The following is a 19,790-nucleotide window of genomic DNA, read 5'->3' on the forward strand; positions in this document are numbered from 1 at the left end:
ATAAAACCGAGAAGAATGACTTCTCGGTTTTATTTATTCGTATGAATTTTTCCTGGTGCTCGCTTATATTGGTGAGGTTCTTGCAATTCAAAGCCAAGTTCATTGGCCGCTATTCTCGGAAAATACGGATTGCGAAGTAATTCACGTCCGATAAAAATTAAATCTGCTTCGTTATTATTTAAAATTTGCTCTGCTTGTACTCCGGTCGTAATTAATCCAACTGCACCAGTTGCAATGTTAGCATGCTCTTTAATATGTTTGGCATATTGTACTTGATAACCAGGATACACATCAATATGTGCTGGTACAACTGCGCCAGAACTACAATCGATTAAATCTATTCCCTGTTCTTTCATCCACTTTGTATACTGAACGTAATCTTGAACCGTTAGCCCGTCAGGATGATAATCATTTGCTGAAATACGGACAAATATTGGTCCGTCCCAAACTTCATTTACAGAGTCGATGATTTCGCGTAAGAAACGATAGCGGTTTTCAGGTGAACCACCATATTCATCAGTCCGCTTATTGGAAAGCGGAGAAAGAAATTCATTAATAAGATAACCGTGAGCACCGTGTATTTCAATAACATCAAATCCAGCTTGTTTTGATCGTACTGCAGCTTGCTGAAAAGCTAATACAGTATCTTTAATTTGGTGTTTGCTCATTTCTATTGGCATTTTCATTGTTTCATTAAATGGAATGGCTGAAGGAGCTAACGCATCTGTTTCTAATTCTGCTTTTCTTCCGGCGTGAGCGAGTTGAATGGCAGCTTTTGCACCATTATCATGTATAAAAGTAGTCGTTTTATGTAAGCCTTCAATTAGGTTGTCATCCCAAATGCCTAAGTCTTTATTTGAAATTCGGCCTTCAGGTAACACGGCTGTTGCTTCAATCATAACTAAACCAACTTGACCGGCAGCTCTTGTTCCATAATGAATGAGATGGAAATTCGTTACTTGGCCATCCCCGTTTTCCGATGAATACATGCACATAGGTGACATAACAATCCGGTTTTTTAATGTAACGTCCTTAATTGTATAAGGTGAAAAAAGTTCGGAATTCATCCAATAGCCTCCTAGATTGAATTTTCTTACATTGTATCATTCTCTTTTTTGTTTCTCTAATAAAACGCTTATACGAAAAATTTTGTATATTCGTGTTACAATGACTAATATGAACTGAATTGGAGGATGGCATATGTACCAGGCTTATTATGAAAGCGAAGTAGGTTTGCTTGAAATTACAGCGAATCAAGAAGGAATTACGTCTGTTATATTTGTTGATGAACGACAAGAAGAAAATAAAAATGAAATGATAGAACAATGTATAAATGAGTTAGATGAATATTTTAAAGGGAAAAGAAAAGAGTTTACGGTCCCGCTGTCTGCGGAGGGAACAGCATTTCAAAAAAATGTATGGGATGCACTTTATACTATTCCATACGGCGTAAGTGCTTCATATTTAGATATTGCAGAGAAAGTTGGAAATACAAAAGCTGTACGGGCAATAGGAGGGGCAAATAGTCGGAATCCAATTTCAATAATTGTTCCATGTCACCGTGTAATAGGGAAGAGTGGAAAGCTTGTTGGATATGCTGGTGGTTTATGGAGGAAAGAGTGGTTATTAAAACACGAAGGTATTTTGAAATGACGTATGGATGGGAAGAGGGATTGTTTTGAAATGTATAAATTGTGGGCAACCTTGCGAGGAGGAACAGTTAAATTGTGCAAGTTGTCAGCGAAACTTGGATAATGAACAAGATGAAGGTAGCTCGTTAATAGATAAAGAACTAGAAGTATATGTAGGGAGACAATATCCGTATTACAAAAGGAAATGGGAGCTTGAGAATAAGCGGATTGCTAGGTGGAGCTGGAATGGTTGGGCTGCTATTTTCAATATAGGCTGGCTAGGATATCGTAAGTATTATGTACCAGCTGCTTTATTTATGTTGTTATTAGTAGCGTGTGATGCATTTTCGTATTATATGGGATTTAATGTAGCGTTGCCAATCATTAATATGGTGCCTCTTACGTTTTTATTACTCATTTTTATTCTGTTTGGAATGGGGATTTTTGCAAATGGATTGTACTATCAATTTGCGGAAAGACGTATATACCGAATAAAAGCAAGAGAAATAAAAGATAAATCAGTTGAAAACTATCTAATCAATGATAGCGGCGGAACGAGCAAAATGGGAGCGACAATTGTTACTATTTTAGCAGTTGCTAGCATATTTTTTAGTCATTTCTTTTTTCCGACTGATCGAGACGTTATTCAAAAGGTTCGTACAAGCTCGCTTTATGAATATCCTTTCTTTTCAATAGGTGAATCTTTCGAAAATTATTTTCAAAATTCAGGTTGGATATATTATCGTGGAACGGAAGGGTTAGAATTAGTAGAATTCCAAGGATATAACACCGGAACGCCAAGACAAAAGGTGAAGATTCAATTTGTTGTCGATTATAAATTAGGTGAAGTGGAACCATACTCATTTATGGTTAATGGTGAATCTAAAACTGAAGAAGAGTTTTTGAAGCTAATGGAAGAAATATTTAAAGTTCAAAATCCATTTGATATAGAGGATGGATTACAAGTAAATGCTATTCAAGAAAGCGGCTGGAAAGAAATTTCCGATCGCTTTTTTCTATGTTTGTTAAAATAAATATTTAAAATAATCAGAATCTTTTGTATAATAAAATATATTATATAGGATTTAACTTATACATATAGATTGGGGGAAGGAAGAATGAAGAGAAAGACAACAACAATTGCTGCACTTGCGTTAACGACGAGTGTATTGGTTGCAGGGTGTGGGAATGGTGAGAAGGCTTCGACAACGAAGAAAGAATCGAATAAGGGAATGGCCGATAAACAAGTTTTAAATTTGCTAGAAACAGCTGAAATTCCTTCAATGGATACATCTAAATCAACGGATTCTGTATCTTTCCGTGTATTTGTAAATGCAATGGAAGGTTTATATCGTCTAGATAAAGATAATAAACCAACACCAGGTATGGCAAAAGATGTGAAGATTAGTGAAGATAAAAAGACATATACATTTGAATTACGTGATGCGAAATGGTCAAATGGTGATCCAGTTCGAGCACAAGATTTTGTATATGCATGGCAACGTACATTAGATAAAGCAACAGCGGCAGAATATGCGTTCATTTTATTTGATGTGAAAAATGCACAGAAAGTAAATAAAGGTGAATTACCAGCAGATCAATTGGGTGTTAAAGCGAAGGATGATAAAACGTTGGTAGTAGAATTAGAGCAACCAGCACCTTATTTTCTTGAGCTTACGTCGTTCCCTACATTTTTCCCATTAAATGAAAAATATGTGAAAGAGCAAGGAGATAAATACGGATTAGAAGCAGATAAATTAGTATATAATGGACCATTTACAATGAGTCAATGGAAACATGAACAAAATTATCAGTTAAAGAAAAATCCTAATTATTGGGATAAAGATACTGTAAAGTTAGACGAAATTAATGTAAGTATTGTGAAGGAAACAAGCACGGGAGTAAATTTATATGATAGTGATCAAGCAGATCGAGTTATTTTAACTTCTGAATTTGTTGATAAATATAAAAAGAATAAACCAGATGAATTTAAAACGAAGTTAGACCCGCGCATATATTTCTTACGTTTTAACCAAAAAAATGCAACATTTAAAAACCAAAAAGTACGTGAAGCGATTGATTTGGCATACGATAAAAAAGGAATTGCTGATGTCATTTTAAATGACGGTTCATTGCCAGCATATTTCTTAGTACCTGAAAAATTCACGACAGGTCCGGATGGAAAAGATTTCCGCTCTGTAAATAAAAACTTCCGTGATAGTAAAGATAACGCAGAGAAAGCAAAAAAATTATGGGAAGAAGCGAAGAAAGAGCTTGGTCAAGATACAATTACGGTTGAATTACTAAACGATGATAACGGTAGCCGTAAAAAAGTAGGCGACTTTATTAAGGAAGAACTAGAGAAAAACTTGCCTGGTATTAAAGTGAATTTGAAACAGCAACCATACAAGCAGAAGCTAGATTTAGAAAAGAAATTCCAATATGAATTCTCATTATCTGCATGGAGCCCTGATTATCCGGATCCAATGACTTATATTGATATGTTTGTTACTGGAAGCTCATTTAATGAAATGGATTATTCTAATCCGAAGTATGATGATTTAGTAGCGAAATCAAAAGGAGAGCTATTAAAAGATGATAAAGCACGCTGGAATGCACTTGCGGAAGCTGAAAAAATCTTAATTGGTCAAGACGCAGCAATTTCTCCTACGTACCAACAAAGTACAGCTTATTTAGAGAAGCCATTTGTAAAAGGCATTGCTAACCATACGTTTGGCGGGGACTTCAGTTATAAATGGGCATATATTACAAAAAAATAGTATAATAAAAGATGAGTGAATTTTCGCTCATCTTTTATTTGTATAAGGAGGAATTATAGTTGTTAAGAGGAATCAATCATATTTGTTTTTCGGTATCTAATTTAGAAAACTCTATTATGTTTTATGAAAAAGTATTAGAAGGAGAATTATTAGTTAAAGGAAGAAAATTAGCTTATTTTAACATATGTGGAGTATGGATAGCGCTTAATGAAGAGACGCATATTCCGAGAAATGAGATTCATCAATCTTATACGCACATTGCATTTTCTGTTGAACAAGAAGACTTTAAATGTCTAATACAGCGATTAGAAGAAAATGATGTTCATATTTTACAAGGAAGAGAACGTGATGTAAGAGATTGCGAATCTATATACTTTGTTGATCCTGACGGTCATAAATTTGAGTTTCACTCAGGGACACTGCAAGACCGTTTAAATTATTATAGAGATGAGAAACCTCATATGACATTTTATTAGGGAGGGATAGCATTTGCATGCACTTGTAATTGGTGGAACAGGAATGCTAAAGAAAGTTTCTATGTGGCTTTGTGAGAAAGGATTTTATGTTTCTATTATCGGGCGAGATGAAGTGAAATTAGAAAATGTTAAGCGAATGAGTTCTGCACCAGAAAATATTACATGCCTTTCGTTAGATTATCATAATGATGAAGATGTAAAGCTAGCTATTAAAAGTACAATTAAGAAAAATGGCCCGATCACATTAGTTGTTGCATGGGTACACACAAGTGCAAAGCATGCACTATCAAATATTTGTAAAGAACTAGATTTGTCGTCTAAAACATATAGTTTATTTCATATTTTAGGTAGTAAAGCATCACGTATGCCTGCACAAAAAATAGGGAGTACGCGATGTATTTATCATAGAATTATTTTAGGTTTTATTTTAGAAGATACATATGGAAGATGGCTTACTCATGAAGAGATAGCTGATGGAGTTATAAAAGGGATTGAAAGTAAACGAGCGGAGTGGATTGTAGGGAGAGTTGAACCGTGGGAATTACGACCAACATGGTGAGGGGGAGTAAGAAATGAAAACAACTATATATGTAACAAGGCATGGTGAAACAGAGTGGAATGTAGCGAAGCGAATGCAGGGACGGAAAAATTCTGCTTTAACTGAAAATGGTATAGTTCAGGCGAAACAATTAGGGAATCGAATGAAAGATTTACCAATCCATGCGATTTATAGTAGTCCGAGCGAAAGAACACTTCATACGGCAGAGTTAATAAAGGGGGAACGTGATATACCTATTATAGCGGATGAGCATTTCTATGAAATCAACATGGGTATATGGGAAGGACAAACAATCGCGGATATAGAAAAGCAATTTCCAGAAGAAGTACATCTGTTTTGGAATGAGCCACATCTTTTTCAGTCAACATCAGGCGAAAATTTTGAGGCCGTTTATGAAAGAGTAATTGAAGGGATGCAGCTTCTTTTAGAGAAGCATAAAGGACAAAACATATTGATTGTTTCTCATGCGGCAGCAGCAAAATTACTTGTAGGGCATTTCGCGGGAATTGAAATAGAAAATGTGTGGGATGATCCATTTATGCATAGTGCCAGTTTGAGCATAATAGAATTTGAAGAGGGTATTGGTAAAGTGAAACAATTTGCAGATATAAGTCACTTTCAATAAATGTAAAAAAGGCCGCAAAACGGCCTTTTTTGGGTGGTATAAAAACTAGCAGTTACGTTTTTTATACCAGAAGTGATCGAATTTCTTATTTTTGCAAGATGGGAATTTATGTCCGCCTTTGCAATCATTCCATTTGTGTCCGCTATCGTGACAGTCTTTACCATGATCACATGAATCATCGCAAGAGTGACCGTGTCTGTTAGGGAAGAATTCGCATTTTTTACAGAAACTTCGTTTTGTCCAGAAAAATTTCTTTTCAAAGCGTATGCATTTTGTAATGAATGTACAATGTTTTCTGCGAGTACGTTTTGTAACTAATACGCATTCTTTTCTACGCGTTACTTTCGTAACGAACGTCCATTTTTGAACACGTACACGTGTACATTTCGTAACAAATGTCCATTTTTTTACATGCGTACATTTTGTAACGAACGTACAATGTTTCACGCGAGTACATCTTGTTCTAGGACATTTACCCCCAGTTGTACATTTACATCCAGTTGTACAATGATGATGAGTGAATTTATCATCATCGCACTCAAATGTACTTGGATCTTGGTGTAAGAAATCCTCCATCCCAGCACTTTTGATTTCTTCGACAGCTTTTCTAATATCACGTTTCATAGAAATCCTCCTTATCATGTATTAAAGTGAAAAGGTATTCTTTTTCCTTAACATGATATGTATGTAGGCATCTTTCTGAACAGGACAAGAGTGTAATTTTATATAAATAGATGATTGCGGATGTATGGACAAGACAAGGCGCATACATTGAATGAAGAGAACTGAGAAGGGATGAGAAAACATGCTGCCTTCATATGATTTTTTTGTTCATCCAATGTACTTAGTGGAATTGAAAAAGGACATTTGGTCAGATAGTCCAGTACCAGCAAAATTGACTTATGGAAAAAAGAAGTATGATATTGATATCGTATACAGAGGAGCTCATATTCGCGAATTTGAGAAAAAGTCTTATCATGTTATGTTTTATAAGCCTAAAAAATTTCAAGGTGCGAAAGAGTTTCATTTGAATTCGGAGTTTATGGATCCGTCTCTCATACGAAATAAATTATCTTTAGATTTTTTTCATGATATTGGTGTACTTTCGCCAAAATCACAACATGTATTTATAAAAATTAATGGTCAAATTCAAGGTGTGTATTTACAGTTAGAATCGGTTGATGAAAATTTTTTAAAAAATAGAGGATTACCGAGTGGTTCTATTTATTATGCGATAGATGATGATGCGAATTTTTCATTAATGAGTGAACGAGATAAAGATGTTAAGACAGAGCTCTTTGCGGGTTATGAATTTAAATATTCGAATAAAAATAGTGAAGAACAGCTGAGTGAATTTGTATTTCAAGCGAATACTTTGACGAGGGAAGCCTATGAAAAAGAGATTGGGAAGTTTCTACATGTAGATAAATATTTACGATGGTTAGCAGGAGTTATTTTTACGCAAAACTTTGATGGTTTCGTTCATAACTATGCACTATATCATAACGATGAAACAAATTTATTTGAAGTTATACCGTGGGATTATGATGCGACTTGGGGGCGAGATGTACAAGGGAGACCACTTAATCATGAATATATTCGCATTCAAGGTTATAATACGTTAAGTGCAAGATTGCTAGACATACCTGTATTTAGAAAGCAGTATCGAAGTATTTTGGAAGAAATATTAGAAGATCAATTTACAGTTTCGTTTATGAGGCCGAAAGTAGAAGGGTTGTGTGAATTGATTCGTCCATATTTACTACAAGATCCATACATGAAAGAAAAATTAGAAACATTTGATCAAGAGGCTGATATGATTTATGAATATATAAATAAGAGAAGAAAGTATATACAAGACCACTTACATGAATTGGATTAATTTTGAAAGAGATTGAAACGTTATCAATCTCTTTTTTTTTGTATAATAAAGATGTATCAATAAAAATGAAGTAATATATTTGATAGAGAATGGGGATGCGGATATATGACGATTAAATGGATTGATTGGGTAAAACAAATACAATCTATAGCTCAAGCAGGTTTAACGTATTCTAAGGATGTGTATGATATTGAACGTTTCCAGCAATTACGAGATATTTCTATTTCAATGATGTCACATTACACGAAAACAGATTGGGAAATCGTAGAGAAGTTATTTGCAAGTGAGACAGGCTATCAAACACCTAAAGTTGATATAAGAGCGGTTGTTTTTCAAAATGAAAAGTTATTATTTGTGAAAGAAAAAAGCGATGGGAAATGGGCATTGCCAGGTGGATGGGCTGATGTCGGTTATACGCCAACCGAAGTTGCAGCAAAAGAAGTTTTCGAAGAGACTGGTTATGAGGTAGATCATTTTAAGTTACTAGCTATATTTGATAAAGAAAAACATCAACCATCTCCATCGGCGACGCATGTATATAAGATTTTCATTGGATGTGAGATTATTGGTGGAGAAAAGAAAACTAGCATTGAAACAGAAGAGGTGGAGTTTTTTGGTGAAAATGAATTGCCTAATTTATCAATTGCTAGAAATACAGAAGACCAAATTAAAGAGATGTTTGCCTACATGAAAGACCCGCAGAAAGAGAAATTAATAGATTAATCCTGCTTGAATTGTACATATTGTTAAAATGAAGATATTGGCAGATTGCAGCCTTTATGTAATAATGGGATGGTATGTGAAGAAAAAAGGAGATAAAAAAGAACATGTTAGCAAACATAATAGATCAGTTATTGCAATTTTTTGCAAGCTTAGGTTACTTTGGAGTAGCTCTTGCTTTAATGATTGAAGTAATCCCGAGTGAAATTGTACTTTCGTATGCTGGCTTTTTAGTAGCGAATGGTAAAATTAGTTTTGTGGGTGCAGTTATCGCCGGAACGATTGGTGGTACTTTAGCGCAAATCTTTTTATACTGGCTTGGATACTACGGAGGGCGTCCGGTTGTAGAGAAATATGGGAAATATCTACTTATTAATAAACATCATTTAGACATAGCGGAAGGTTGGTTTAAGCGTTATGGAGCAGGCGTAATATTTTCTGCGCGCTTTATCCCAGTAGTACGTCATGCGATCTCTATTCCAGCAGGACTAGCTAAGATGCCATTAAAACTATTTACACTTTATACGGTTGTAGCGATCATTCCATGGTCAATTCTATTTATATACTTAGGTGAAAAACTTGGTGGGAATTGGCGACAAATTAAAGAGTATGCATCTGATTACACACATTACATAATTATAGGAGCTGTTCTTTTTATTGCTCTATACTTTGGTTTAAAGTATTTCAAAAAGAAAAAAGCAGCGCGTTAAAGTCAATGATTTTTCATTGGCTTTTTTATTTGTTTCGGTTCTAAAGAAAAGGAGTTGTCCATAATGTGTAATAATAAAGCGTAGCGGAGGAATGTGATGAAAGGGTCACCGTTTATACGTGGAACGATATTTTTAACGATGGCAACGATGATATCAAAAATGTTAGGGTTTATATATGTTATACCATTTACAGCGATGGTCGGTACGAGTGGTTACGTTCTATACACATATGCATATCGTCCTTATACCATCATGCTCAGCATAGCAACAATGGGATTACCGCTAGCTGTTTCAAAGATGGTATCAAAATATGATCAACTGAATGATTATCATACGGTTAAGAGAGTGTTGAAAAGTGGAATCGTGTTTATGTTTATAATGGGAGTCATTTCGTGTTTTACATTATATATGCTAGCTCCGCATTTAGCTAAACTTGTCATCGATGGGAATGATCAAACGGGGAATAGTGTAGGAGCGGTTACTACTAATATTCGAATTGTAAGTTTTGCGTTAATACTTGTGCCAGTAATGAGTTTATTAAGGGGCTTCTTTCAAGGATTCCAATCGATGGGGCCTTCTGCATTAAGTGTAGTTGTAGAGCAATTTTTTCGTGTTTTAACCATTTTAATAGGAAGCTTTGTCGTTTTATATGTTTTAAAAGCTTCTGTTTCACTAGCAGTTGGTATTTCAACGTTCGGTGCCTTTATGGGAGCTGTAGGTGGATTAACTGTTTTAAGTGCGTATTATATGAGAAGGAGAAGGCACTTAAAGAAAAAAGAAATGGCAAGTATACCACAAACAACGAAATCTTTTTTCTCACTTTATAAGGAGCTCTTTACATATTCTATTCCTTTTGTTGTAGTAGGCTTAGCAATTCCGTTGTATCAGACGATTGATACATTTACAATTAATAAACTACTTATACAGATAGGGTATATGCAAGGCGAAGCGGAAAAAATTAATGCGATAATTGGCCTTGTTCAAATGGTTGTGCTTATCCCGGTATCCGTTGCGACAGCTTTTAGTATGTCTCTCGTACCAGAGATGACGAAAGCTTACACAGCAGGAAATACGAAGCTATTGTACAAACATTTTACGAGAACAAATGTATTAGTAGTAGCAATTACGGTACCGGCGGCAATTGGAATGATGGTGTTAGCCAAGCCTGTATATACCCTTTTATTTGGTGCTGGAAATGATCCAGAGATGGGGAGAATCATTTTACAGTATTATGCTCCTGCTTGCATACTATTTTCTCTTTTTACAGTAACGGCTGCTATGCTACAAGGAATCAATCAACAGCAGAAGACGGTGCTAGGACTAGTGATTGGAATTATTGTGAAGATAGTTTTAAATATTGTATTGCTTCCGTATTTCGATTATGTAAGTTTTATCATTTCAACATACGCGGGCTATACGATTTCAGTCGGGTTTAACTTGTGGATGCTTTCTAAATATGTTATAAAGGCAACATAAGCTTTTAAGGCAGGGAGCACTCTGTCTTTTTCTATGTTTATCCCGCTCTAACGGGCAGTAAGATCCTCATCTCAAAATTCAGCGAAAGAAAAGAAGTTTGGTTGGGGGCGGGCAGCCTGTAAAAGCCCGATTGGTGAGGGCTGAAAATCAGTGGGGGGGATGAAGCCCCCACTGATTAAAGTTTCACTTTATAATATTTTTCTTATAAAAACGTTTTCAAAATAATTTTTCTATTGAAATTTAAACGTATGTTTCATATGCTGAGAATGGCGGTTTAAAAACTGTGATTTAAGAGAGGTAGATTCCTACATGTAAAAAGAATCGGGGTGATAGTATGTTAAATATATATTTAACAGACCGAAACGGAAAACTACAAGAGATTGAGGAAATGCAAAAGGGGTGCTGGATTAATGTACTTCATCCAACAGAAGAAGAAATTCAATATCTAGTACAAACTTTAAATGTAGACTTAGATTTCATTAAAGACCCTTTGGATGATGAAGAACGCTCTCGTATTGAAAAGGAAGACAATAATACTTTAATTATCGTCGATATTCCGACAGTTAGACATGACGAAGAAGGAAATTCGATTTATGACACGATTCCAATAGGTATGATTGTGATGCCGGATTGTTTTGTTACAATCTGCTTAGAAGAGAATCCAATTTTTGAACGTTTTATTAATCAACGTATTAAAGAATTTTATACGTTTAAGAAGACGCGCTTTGCACTTCAGCTCTTATATACAATTTCTACTTATTATTTAAGATACTTAAAGCAAATAAATCGAAAAACAATTGATTTAGAGCATCAATTAAATCAGTCAATGAAAAATAAAGAGATTTTCACATTGTTAGGCCTTGAGAAAAGTTTAGTATACTTTACAACGTCATTAAAGGCTAATAAAATTGTAATTCAAAAGTTAATGCGTAATAGTACATTTTTAAAAATGTATGAAGACGATCAAGATTTATTAGAAGATGTATTAATTGAAAATAAACAGGCTATTGAAATGGCGGAAATATATAGTCACATTTTAAGTGGAATGATGAATACTTTTAGCTCCGTTATATCAAATAATTTAAATAGTGTTATGAAACTGTTAACGTCAATTACGATCATTTTATCTTTACCGACGATGGTTTCTAGTTTCTTTGGAATGAACGTAAAGGTTCCGTTTGAAGGAGAAGCCCACGGTTTTGTAATTGTACTCATCATATGTGTAACACTATCTTTCACGTTAGCTTTTGTTTTTTGGAAGAAACGTTACTTTTAACGATAAGAAAGCTGCTCTAGCATAGTTATACAACTACGCTAGAGCAGCTTTTTTGCTATGAAATCTCAAATTTTGAATAGAATATAACTTGTACAATGTAATGTATATAAAGGGTATGTATTCCATATAAGCCTTGTTCAATTAATGAAATGGGGTTAAAATTACATATTGTTAATGAAAAGTTGGAGGAAATACATCATGGAATTGTTTCAATTACCGAAAGCATTCCTGCAAATGAATACAATTTTTATCTCCATATTGATCGAAGCACTTCCGTTTGTGCTAATTGGTGTATTTATTTCAGGATTCATTCAAATGTTTGTGACAGAAGATATGGTGGCAAAATGGATGCCGAAGAACCGATTTCTGTCTGTTTTATTAGCTACTTTTTTAGGCATGTTGTTTCCAGGTTGTGAATGTGGAATTGTTCCGATTGTAAGACGATTAATTGGAAAAGGCGTTCCACCATACGCAGGGATTGCATTTATGTTAACTGGACCTATTATTAATCCAGTTGTATTATTTGCTACTTATGTTGCCTTTGGGAGTAGTATGCACATGGTATGGTATCGTTCTATTGTAGCGATTATCGTAGCCATTATCGTTGGAATTATATTATCCTTTATGTTTAAAGAACATCAATTAAGAGATGATCACTTCCCAGAAGTGAATAATAAGCGTCCACTGCGTAAAAAAATGTGGGATGTATGTACACACGCTGTTGAGGAATTCTTCTCAATGGGAAAATATTTAGTACTAGGTGCGTTAATTGCAGCAGCAGTACAAACGTTTGTACAAACTTCAACACTTCTTGCTATTGGACAAGGTCCGTTTTCTTCATCAGCTGTTATGATGGGACTTGCTTATATATTATCACTTTGTTCAGAGGCAGATGCATTTATCGCTTCTTCGTTCCAAAGTACGTTTTCAACAGCTTCACTTGTCGCGTTCCTCGTTTACGGACCGATGGTGGATATTAAAAATATGTTTATGATGCTTGCGACATTTAAAACGAAATTTGTAATTGTTGTTATAGTTACAGTTACTCTTGTTGTTTATGCAAGCTCACTACTCATTTATGCGATGGGGTGGTAGGTTATGTTTCGAGCATATATATTATTAGGTTTTACAATATTAATTGCGCAACTGCATATTTCCGGTAACATTACGAAGTATATCAATATGAAGTATGCCTATTTATCAACAACAGCAGCAATTATTTTAGGTTTCTTAACGATTATACAAATTATCGTCGTTTTCCAAAAAGAACACCAAAAGGAAAAAGAGAAAAATGATTGTAGTTGTGACCATGGTCATTGCGGACATGATCATTCAAAAGATGAGAATACATGGTGGAAAAAAGCATTTTCGTACTCATTGTTTTGTTTTCCAATTATCTCAGGGTTATTTTTCCCAATTGCGACGCTAGATTCGGATATTGTTAAAGCGAAAGGGTTTCACTTTCCTGTTGCACAAGCAGAAAGTAAGGATCCATTTATGACAAGACAATTTCTAAGACCTGATACGAGTATTTATTACGGGAAAGAAGGATACCGCGGTGTAATGGAAAAAGGGAAGAAAGAGTTTGTTACGAAAGATAATATTAATTTGAAAGATGAAGACTTCCTAAAGGGTATGGAAACAATTTATAATTATCCTGGCGAGTTTACTGGAAAAAAATTATCTTTTAAAGGGTTTGTTTTTAGAGATGATTCTTCTAAAAAAGAACAATACTTCTTATTCCGTTTCGGTATTATACATTGCGTAGCAGATTCTGGTGTGTATGGTATGTTAGTGAAAAAACCAGAAGGCGTAGAGTGGAATAATGATGACTGGATTCAAGTAGAAGGAGAGATAACTACTGAGTTTTATCAGCCGTTTCATGCGAATATTCCTGTATTAGAAGTAACAAAATGGAATAAAGTTGAACAGCCGAAAGAACAATATGTATTTAGAGGAGCCGATTGATAAAATCGGTTCTTTTTTGTGGACTAAAAGTTCTGAATGTTGTTAATATTAAACGTGTAGTTCATTTAGTATAGTGATTATTGAAATATTAGGGATAGATCATTAAAGGGGTGATAACAATGACAGAAGTAAAGGGGAAAACAGCCAATGAGTCAAGGGTGTTCAAAACGAGCCGAGTCTTCCCAACAGATTTAAATGATCATAACACGCTATTTGGTGGGAAGATATTAGCGGAGATGGATATGGTTGCTTCCATTTCAGCATCCAGACATTCAAGAAAGGAATGTGTCACAGCATCTATGGACTGGGTCGATTTCTTACATCCTGTTCGTTCTTCAGATTGTGTTAGTTATGAATCTTTCGTAATTTGGACGGGAAGAACTTCGATGGAAGTGTTTGTGAAGGTAGTGGCTGAAGATTTAATTTCAGGTGAGAAGCGTATAGCGGCAACGTCATTCGTTACTTTTGTGGCACTTAGTAAGGAAAATAATCCAGTTCCAGTACCGCGTGTTATCCCTGAAACCGAAGAAGAGAAAGAATTACATCGTATTGCTGTGTTACGTGCAGAACAGCGTCATATACGTAAGGCAGAGAGTAAGAAAGTAGCCACATTGTTAACCTTTTGAGATGAATATTTAGCCATTTAAGTTACTATAGCAGTCGGAAATGGTTTTAAAATGAAAAGCGGACACCTAAAAATAGGTGTCCGCTTTTATAGTTTTTTCATCCACATATCATATGACAGTAGCTACTTAGCAGAAGCAAGCAGCACCGACGATGATTAAGAGGATAAATAATACGACTAATAGCGCAAATCCATTACCATGTGCGAAGCCCATTGTTATTTCCTCCTTTTATTTTAAGATACAACATACAATATGCAAATGAGCTATTGTTTGATATGGACATATATCATGCAATGACATATTTTCTTGAATGATAATGTAATAAAAAAGGGAAGATATAGAAATAACAGTAAGTGGAGAAAGGAATTTATCCATGAAGCACTTTTTCGCTATAATCCTTTGTTTAATAGGTGTATTCATTTGGATGAACATCGATGTGGAAATGGGGAAGGAAATGGCTAGTGAATATGAATTAGGACAAGTTCGATTAGGTGAATTTCAACTATATACGAACGGTGAAGAGTTATATAGAAAATTATTTGACGATATAAACGATGCAGGAAAGTATATATATATCCATTTTTATATTGTAGGAAAAGACGAAATAAGCCAAGAGTTTTTACAGTTATTAGAGAAAAAAGCATCTAGCGGAGTAGAAGTGAAATTGTCAGTCGATCGGGTAGGCGGATATAAGCTGAAGAAAAAGGTAATTAGCCGATTAAAAGAAAACGGTGTGAAGTTTACATTTAGTAAAAAACCGAAACTGAAAAATATGTTCTATTCTTTGCATCAACGAAATCATAGACGTATTGTTACGATAGATGGAAAGGTATCATACGTCGGTGGCTTTAATATCGGAAAGGAGTACCTTGGACAAGATCCAAAGTTTGGGCCATGGCGTGATTATCACGTGCGTATCCATGGTGAGGGTGCAGTGGATATGGAAAGAAAGTTCGCCGAAGATTGGAAAGAAGATACAGGAGAAAAAATGCCTATACATGAAAGTATACCTACATTAGGGAATGTGAAATATCAATATTTATTTTCAAATGGAAAAGGCTTATGGGAAAAATATGGAGCACTATTAAAGCAGGCTAAAAAGTCTTTAATTATCGCTACACCATATTTTGTACCAAGTAAAGAAATGGTGAAAGAGTTAAAAGCTGCATTAAATCGTGGTGTTAATGTGAAAATTCTCGTGCCATTTAAAAGTGATGCCATATTGTTAAAACAAGCTGCCTATCCATATTTGAAAGATATGTTACATGCTGGAGCGGAGATTTATCAATATCGAAATGGATTTTTTCATGGGAAAGTAACAATTATTGATGGAGAAATTGTTGATATTGGGACAGCGAATTTTGATAATAGAAGTTTTTATTTAAATTGTGAGTCTAACTGTATCATATATGATAAAACCGTTGTTGATGAAGTATGGAGTCGATTACAGGTAGACTTTCATAAATCAAAACGATTTTCTGAAGAAGATTTTGAGAAAATTAGTAGATGGGATTGGTTTTTAGCAAGAATAGCGAATGTTTTAGCATCATATTTATAGTATATGGACAAAAGAGAAGGGAGGCGCTTTAATGGACTGTATGAAAGAATTAATGAGATATAGTTATATACTAATATACAAGGTTGGAGAGTATGCTGGAAAGGTCAGAGACGAAGAATTAAAAAATCTATTACAGCACCATTTACCATATATGTTACAAGCATATAATGAACAAGTAAATTTTCAAGAAGGAGAGAATGTGCAACATATAACCTGTGAAACAACGGAGTTTGATTTGCATGAAATGGAAAAGGAAACAGTTAGTAAATATACAGGGGATATTCATATTGCAACCAGTTATATTGCGCACTTGAAACGATTAGCTTTAAAGTTTGCTCAAGTTGCAGTGGAAGTTGCTAATCCAGAGTTTCGCTCATTTTTGGAAAATTGTTTCCTGAAAATGAACCGTTACGCTTATAGTGTGTGGCAATATGTTATGAAGAAGGAATATAAGATTACACATCTATATGAAAATGAAAAGTTTGCATGAGAAACTAAGGCGAAATGGTATGCGCCTTAGTTTTTTTACGTCCATTGAGAGAAAAAACTAGTTTTATTGTGTATCGATTGGAAATGAAATATATAAATTAAAATTAGGATTTGTTATCAGAAGATTTACAAAAATTTACCGTATATTTACTGTTTTTCAATCTCTCCTTTAAAAATAGAGAGTAATATGAGGTTGTACATATTCTATCACAAGGAGGAAACGCAAATGAATAAATGGGTTAAATCATTAACTGCTATGGCACTTGCAAGTTCTTTATTAATGGTAGGTTGTAGTAAAGGTGAGGACAAGAAGAAAGAAGACGACACAACAACACAACAAGAGGATAAAAAGGATAAAGAAACAAGCGGAACCGAGAAGTCTACTGATTCTAAAGAAAAGAAATAAAGTAATAATAAAGCTTCCTCTCATATATGAGGAAGCTTTTTTGTTGTAAATTGACTGAGATTATTGAAAAATAGAAAGAGAATGAAAGAGGGGGAAAACAAATGAAAGTATGTATATTGGGAGCAACAGGACGAGTAGGTTCAAACATAATTAATTTAGCATTAAAGGATTCAGCTGAAGTGACTGCATTAGCGCGTGATTTAAATAGAATAGAAATACAACATGAAAGGCTACGAGTGATAGAAGGTAATGTATTGAACGAAAATGATATAAAGAAAGTGATAGAAGGAAGCGATATAGTAATTAGTGCACTTGGAACGGATCAAAATGGAACATTAGGGAAGAGTATGCCACAAATCATTAAGCAAATGGAAGAAGAAGGAGTTCGTAGAATCATAACAATAGGAACAGCTGGTATTTTACAAGCAAGAACAAATCTAAATTTATATCGTTTTCAATCAACGGAATCAAAAAGGAAAACGACAACGGCAGCGGAAGATCATTTGGCTGCATATAAAGTACTAAGTAATAGTAATAATTTATGTTGGACAGTTGTTTGTCCGACACATTTAATAGATGGTGAGGCGACAGAGGTATATCGAACTGAAAAAGATATATTGCCAGAGGGTGGATCAAAAATTACAGTGGGTGATACAGCACACTTTGCATGGGATCTATGTAAGAAAAACATATATGAAAATAGTCGAGTAGGTATTGCATATTAAAAAACCATCCCGAAGTCGGGATGGTTAAAAGATGATATAACACAAGAAGATGATAATCATAATGATTTGGAGAATTGCTTTCGCTACTGTACTGCTTAAAAAACCAACTACAGTAGCGACTCCAACTAGAAAGGCATCTTTTGGCGCTTTTTTATGCACTAGTTCTGTTATAAATACTGATAAGAACGGTATGATAATAAGTCCGAATGGTGGGAAGAAGAACGATCCGACAATGATAGAAATCATTCCGACACGTTCGCCCCATTTAGAACTACCGTATTTTTTTAAGAAATATCCATTTGCAATAAAATCAGCAACGAAAATGAAAAGAGTAAAAATGACTTGAATAATCCAAAAAGAAGTTGTTAATTCGCCTCCATTTATACCGAAATGGTAAATCAAATATCCAGCCCAGACAGCTAGTATGCCAGGGATAATTGGATAAATAAAGGCGAGAAATGAAACAACGAAACAGGCAATGATACAAATTGTTAATAAAACAGTCACTTTATAGCTCCTTTTTAATATCTAGTTTATGTACAGCAACTTTTTTGACTTGATGGCCATCAAGTTCTAATACTTTAAATTGAAAACCAGCATATTCAATGGAATAGCCAGCTTCAATATTTAAGTCAACTGCTTGAGAAAGAAGCCATCCTCCGATTGTATCTAAATCACTATCATCAATATGTAGGCCAAACATATCATTTACTTCAGAAATAAGCACCTTTCCATCTAAAACAGTAAGCTTAGGTGTACGCTTTTCAATCATAGGTGATTCATCCGCATCGAATTCATCTTGAATTTCTCCAATGATTTCTTCAAGAATATCTTCCATCGTTAAAAGTCCGGCAGTACCACCATATTCATCCATAACGATTGCCATCTGAACGCGATTTTTTTGAAGATGGACTAACGTTTTACGAATTGGAACTGTTTCAAATACAGTTAGAACAGGATGTATATAAGATTCAAGTGGTTTATAAATACCTTTCGTTTGATCATGGAATACTTCTTTCGTATTGATCATCCCAATGATATCATCTTTATCTTTTTCGATAATTGGATAGCGTGTATATTTTTCAGTAGCGACGATATCCATATTTTCTTCTAACGTATTTTCAGTAGATAAGCAAATCATTTCGGTACGAGGAACCATAATTTCTTTTGCAACTCGATCATCAAATTCAAAAATGTTATTTACATATTTATATTCGGTTTGGTTTATTTCACCGCTTTTAAAACTTTCACCTAAAATGAGTCGCAATTCCTCTTCAGAATGAGCAAGTTCACTTTCTTTCGCAGGTTCTAATCCGAGTAATTTTGTGAAAAATATAGCTGTACTATTGAGTAGCCAAATGAATGGGTACATAATTTTATCAAATAAAATAAGCGGTCTTGCAAATTTGAGTGTGATCGCTTCTGCTTTTTGAATTGCGAAAGACTTTGGAACTAATTCACCTAATACAACGTGGAAAAATGTAATAACACTAAAAGCGATAACAAAAGATAAAGTGTTAGCCATTGTTCCAGTAATATTAATTTTTTCAAAGAGCGGTCGTAGTATATGCTCCACAGTTGGTTCACCAAGCCAACCAAGCCCTAAAGAAGTGATTGTAATTCCGAGCTGACAAGCTGATAAATAAACATCTAAATTAGATAGGACGCTTCTTGCAGCTAAAGCTTGTTTATTACCTTCATTTGCAAGTTGGTCAATTCGACTTTTTCGTACTTTTACAACAGCGAATTCTGATGCAACGAAAAAGCCAGAAATAAGAATAAGTACAAAGATGAGAAAAATATTTAATATGTCCAAGCGTGTTCTCCATTCCAAGGTTTGGAATAAAGATGTCACCTCCTGCAATTATGTTATACTTTTATAA

23 protein-coding genes are annotated in these 19,790 nt (G+C 34.6%); 18 read left to right on the forward strand and 5 right to left on the reverse strand.

What is annotated here, in order from left to right; all coding sequences use genetic code 11:
• Positions 1 to 29: 29 nt before the first annotated feature.
• Complete coding sequence (namA, locus tag HFD78_RS16105; protein WP_048567425.1) at positions 30 to 1,067, reverse strand: NADPH dehydrogenase NamA; 1,038 nt, start codon at positions 1,065 to 1,067, stop codon at positions 30 to 32.
• 133 nt (positions 1,068 to 1,200) lie between these two features.
• Here namA and HFD78_RS16110 point away from each other — a divergent pair, with 133 nt between their 5' ends.
• The 6 genes from HFD78_RS16110 (at position 1,201) to HFD78_RS16135 (ending at position 6,071) form a co-directional block, all read left to right on the forward strand.
• Positions 1,201 to 1,653 carry a methylated-DNA--[protein]-cysteine S-methyltransferase gene (locus tag HFD78_RS16110; RefSeq protein ID WP_000283913.1) on the forward strand — a complete coding sequence of 151 codons (453 nt, stop codon included), beginning with the start codon at positions 1,201 to 1,203 and terminating at the stop codon, positions 1,651 to 1,653.
• 7 nt (positions 1,654 to 1,660) lie between these two features.
• Complete coding sequence (locus HFD78_RS16115; RefSeq protein WP_002196418.1) at positions 1,661 to 2,665, forward strand: DUF2628 domain-containing protein; 1,005 nt, start codon at positions 1,661 to 1,663, stop codon at positions 2,663 to 2,665.
• An 84-nt stretch (positions 2,666 to 2,749) separates the two neighbouring features.
• The gene (locus HFD78_RS16120; protein ID WP_000824279.1) at positions 2,750 to 4,411 is read left to right on the forward strand and encodes a peptide ABC transporter substrate-binding protein; all 1,662 of its coding nucleotides are present in this window, start codon (positions 2,750 to 2,752) and stop codon (positions 4,409 to 4,411) included.
• Between the two features lie 59 nt (positions 4,412 to 4,470).
• Entirely contained in the window at positions 4,471 to 4,887 is a 417-nt protein-coding gene (gene fosB, locus HFD78_RS16125; RefSeq protein ID WP_000943769.1) for a FosBx1 family fosfomycin resistance bacillithiol transferase, read from the forward strand.
• A 13-nt stretch (positions 4,888 to 4,900) separates the two neighbouring features.
• Positions 4,901 to 5,446: a short-chain dehydrogenase gene (locus HFD78_RS16130; RefSeq protein WP_000543118.1), complete on the forward strand. Its 546-nt coding sequence runs from the start codon at positions 4,901 to 4,903 to the stop codon at positions 5,444 to 5,446.
• Positions 5,447 to 5,459: 13 nt separating this feature from the next.
• The gene (locus HFD78_RS16135; RefSeq protein WP_000858827.1) at positions 5,460 to 6,071 is read left to right on the forward strand and encodes a phosphoserine phosphatase 1; all 612 of its coding nucleotides are present in this window, start codon (positions 5,460 to 5,462) and stop codon (positions 6,069 to 6,071) included.
• A 45-nt stretch (positions 6,072 to 6,116) separates the two neighbouring features.
• On the opposite strand, the gene exsB is transcribed toward HFD78_RS16135, so the two are convergent.
• Complete coding sequence (exsB, locus tag HFD78_RS16140) at positions 6,117 to 6,695, reverse strand: exosporium protein ExsB (protein ID WP_000817498.1); 579 nt, start codon at positions 6,693 to 6,695, stop codon at positions 6,117 to 6,119.
• 181 nt (positions 6,696 to 6,876) lie between these two features.
• On the opposite strand from exsB, the gene cotH reads away from it, so the two are divergent.
• The 8 genes from cotH to HFD78_RS16180 all read left to right on the forward strand — a co-directional run bounded on the left by cotH (position 6,877) and on the right by HFD78_RS16180 (position 14,729).
• A complete protein-coding gene (gene cotH, locus HFD78_RS16145; protein ID WP_000937999.1) occupies positions 6,877 to 7,953 on the forward strand; it encodes a spore coat protein CotH in 1,077 nt (358 codons plus the stop codon).
• A gap of 105 nt (positions 7,954 to 8,058) precedes the next feature.
• Complete coding sequence (locus HFD78_RS16150; RefSeq protein ID WP_000153576.1) at positions 8,059 to 8,676, forward strand: NUDIX hydrolase N-terminal domain-containing protein; 618 nt, start codon at positions 8,059 to 8,061, stop codon at positions 8,674 to 8,676.
• A 104-nt stretch (positions 8,677 to 8,780) separates the two neighbouring features.
• The gene (gene uptA, locus HFD78_RS16155; protein ID WP_000880691.1) at positions 8,781 to 9,383 is read left to right on the forward strand and encodes an undecaprenyl phosphate transporter UptA; all 603 of its coding nucleotides are present in this window, start codon (positions 8,781 to 8,783) and stop codon (positions 9,381 to 9,383) included.
• 96 nt (positions 9,384 to 9,479) lie between these two features.
• The gene (locus HFD78_RS16160; RefSeq protein ID WP_000678847.1) at positions 9,480 to 10,859 is read left to right on the forward strand and encodes a putative polysaccharide biosynthesis protein; all 1,380 of its coding nucleotides are present in this window, start codon (positions 9,480 to 9,482) and stop codon (positions 10,857 to 10,859) included.
• A gap of 334 nt (positions 10,860 to 11,193) precedes the next feature.
• Positions 11,194 to 12,135, forward strand: a complete 942-nt coding sequence (locus HFD78_RS16165; RefSeq protein WP_000932389.1) for a magnesium transporter CorA family protein — start codon at positions 11,194 to 11,196, stop codon at positions 12,133 to 12,135.
• A gap of 198 nt (positions 12,136 to 12,333) precedes the next feature.
• On the forward strand, positions 12,334 to 13,230 hold the full coding sequence (locus HFD78_RS16170; RefSeq protein ID WP_000418716.1) for a permease: 897 nt from the start codon (positions 12,334 to 12,336) through the stop codon (positions 13,228 to 13,230).
• 3 nt (positions 13,231 to 13,233) lie between these two features.
• Positions 13,234 to 14,103, forward strand: a complete 870-nt coding sequence (locus tag HFD78_RS16175; RefSeq protein ID WP_084064636.1) for a TIGR03943 family putative permease subunit — start codon at positions 13,234 to 13,236, stop codon at positions 14,101 to 14,103.
• Between the two features lie 119 nt (positions 14,104 to 14,222).
• On the forward strand, positions 14,223 to 14,729 hold the full coding sequence (locus HFD78_RS16180; RefSeq protein WP_000141164.1) for an acyl-CoA thioesterase: 507 nt from the start codon (positions 14,223 to 14,225) through the stop codon (positions 14,727 to 14,729).
• A gap of 126 nt (positions 14,730 to 14,855) precedes the next feature.
• On the opposite strand, the gene HFD78_RS16185 is transcribed toward HFD78_RS16180, so the two are convergent.
• Positions 14,856 to 14,942 (reverse strand): YjcZ family sporulation protein, encoded by an 87-nt coding sequence (locus tag HFD78_RS16185; protein ID WP_000505094.1) that lies wholly within the window; start codon positions 14,940 to 14,942, stop codon positions 14,856 to 14,858.
• Positions 14,943 to 15,102: 160 nt separating this feature from the next.
• On the opposite strand from HFD78_RS16185, the gene cls reads away from it, so the two are divergent.
• The 4 genes from cls (at position 15,103) to HFD78_RS16205 (ending at position 17,907) form a co-directional block, all read left to right on the forward strand.
• A complete protein-coding gene (gene cls, locus HFD78_RS16190; protein ID WP_061654776.1) occupies positions 15,103 to 16,287 on the forward strand; it encodes a cardiolipin synthase in 1,185 nt (394 codons plus the stop codon).
• A gap of 31 nt (positions 16,288 to 16,318) precedes the next feature.
• Positions 16,319 to 16,777 (forward strand): spore coat protein, encoded by a 459-nt coding sequence (locus tag HFD78_RS16195; RefSeq protein ID WP_000340535.1) that lies wholly within the window; start codon positions 16,319 to 16,321, stop codon positions 16,775 to 16,777.
• A gap of 225 nt (positions 16,778 to 17,002) precedes the next feature.
• The gene (locus HFD78_RS16200) at positions 17,003 to 17,182 is read left to right on the forward strand and encodes a hypothetical protein (protein WP_001045960.1); all 180 of its coding nucleotides are present in this window, start codon (positions 17,003 to 17,005) and stop codon (positions 17,180 to 17,182) included.
• A gap of 101 nt (positions 17,183 to 17,283) precedes the next feature.
• A complete protein-coding gene (locus HFD78_RS16205) occupies positions 17,284 to 17,907 on the forward strand; it encodes an NAD(P)-dependent oxidoreductase (protein WP_000861653.1) in 624 nt (207 codons plus the stop codon).
• Between the two features lie 24 nt (positions 17,908 to 17,931).
• Here HFD78_RS16205 and HFD78_RS16210 read toward each other — a convergent pair whose 3' ends face one another.
• Positions 17,932 to 18,414: a DUF456 domain-containing protein gene (locus HFD78_RS16210; protein WP_000217338.1), complete on the reverse strand. Its 483-nt coding sequence runs from the start codon at positions 18,412 to 18,414 to the stop codon at positions 17,932 to 17,934.
• Position 18,415: 1 nt separating this feature from the next.
• Positions 18,416 to 19,723, reverse strand: coding sequence for a hemolysin family protein (locus HFD78_RS16215; RefSeq protein WP_000353738.1), 1,308 nt, complete (start codon positions 19,721 to 19,723; stop codon positions 18,416 to 18,418).
• Positions 19,724 to 19,790: the final 67 nt, after the last annotated feature.

Origin of the sequence: Bacillus sp. EKM501B (assembly GCF_011800505.1) — a bacterium.
Taxonomy (GTDB): Bacteria; Bacillota; Bacilli; order Bacillales; family Bacillaceae_G; genus Bacillus_A; species Bacillus_A cereus.